This window comes from Promicromonospora kroppenstedtii DSM 19349 (genome assembly GCF_000515355.1).
GTDB lineage: Bacteria > Actinomycetota > Actinomycetes > Actinomycetales > Cellulomonadaceae > Promicromonospora > Promicromonospora kroppenstedtii.
Genome location: NZ_KI911690.1, coordinates 17,044 through 18,166, shown reverse-complemented (window position 1 = coordinate 18,166; position 1,123 = coordinate 17,044). Strand labels below are relative to the sequence as shown.

Annotated in this window: 1 protein-coding gene; it reads right to left on the bottom strand. The window is 73.2% G+C overall.

Annotation, left to right across the window (positions count from 1 at the left end; genetic code table 11):
• Positions 1 to 58: 58 nt before the first annotated feature.
• On the bottom strand, positions 59 to 1,123 hold a 1,065-nt coding region (locus PROKR_RS16400; protein WP_425414903.1), incomplete at its 5' end, for a glycerophosphodiester phosphodiesterase family protein.

The window sequence follows — 1,123 nt, the reverse complement described above, 5'->3', positions numbered from 1 at the left end:
GAGCCCAGCGCGGGCGGAGCGGCCGCGCCGCCGCTCCGCCCCGCGCGGCTCAGTAGCGCTACGGGAGCTTCAGGTGCCGCTCCCGCATGAGCTCGCGGAGCAGGTCCGGGCGGTCGGTGATGAGGCCGTCGACGCCGATGTCCAGCAGCGACTCCATGGTGGCGCGGTCGTCGACGGTCCACGGGACAACGTCCATGCCGGCGCGGTGCGCCGCGCGGACGAGCTCGGGCGTGGTGAAGGGGACGTAGCCGGGGTCGTGCACGCCGCCGCCCTGCGGGTCGCCGTGCACGGGCGAGACGGCGTCGGCGCCGAACGAGGCGGCCGCGGCGACGAACTTCTGCTGGATGGTGCCCGGGAAGTCGTCGATGTCGAGACCGCCGAGCCACGGAGACGCGCCGTCGACGCCGACCTGGAGGAACTGCTGGCCATTGGTCAGCGCCACGAGGCCGAAGCGTGGCTCGACCTCGCTCATCCGCATGAGCGAGCCCCAGTCGAAGCTCTGGATCGTCACCTGGTCGACCAGCCGGGCCTTGCGCACCTCGCGGGCGACGACCTGCACGAACTGCTCGCGCGGCGCCGTCTGCTCGGGGGCGCCGGCCTCGACCTTGGTCTCGATGTTGAGCATGACCTGGTGCGCGCGGTGGCGGTTGACCAGGGCCAGCACCTCTGACAGCAGCGGCATGCGCTCGCCCGGGTGCAGCTCCTGCCCGGGGAACTGCGGCTGGCGCAGCGACCCGCAGTCGATGGTGCGCACCTGCGCGAGGGTGAGGTCCTTGATGTACGTCGTGTTGGGCACGTACGGGAACTGCGGGTCGCCCGGGAACGCGGGCTCGGTGTCGACGCACTTGGCCGGGCTCGGGTCACGGTCGTGCGTGACGACGGCGTACCCGTCGCGCGTGATCTGCACGTCGAGCTCGAGCGTGCTGACGCCCAGCGCGAGCGCGTTGTCGAAGGCCGGGAGCGTGTTCTCCACGGTGAGCGCGATGCCGCCGCGGTGGGCCTGGAGGTCGAAGGTACGGTCATGGCCGGCCGGGCGGGCGTCGGTGGCCAGGGCCGACGGCGCGGCGCCCAGGGCGAGCACGCCCGCGAGCGTCATGGCGAGGGCTGCGGTGCGGGCGGTGGT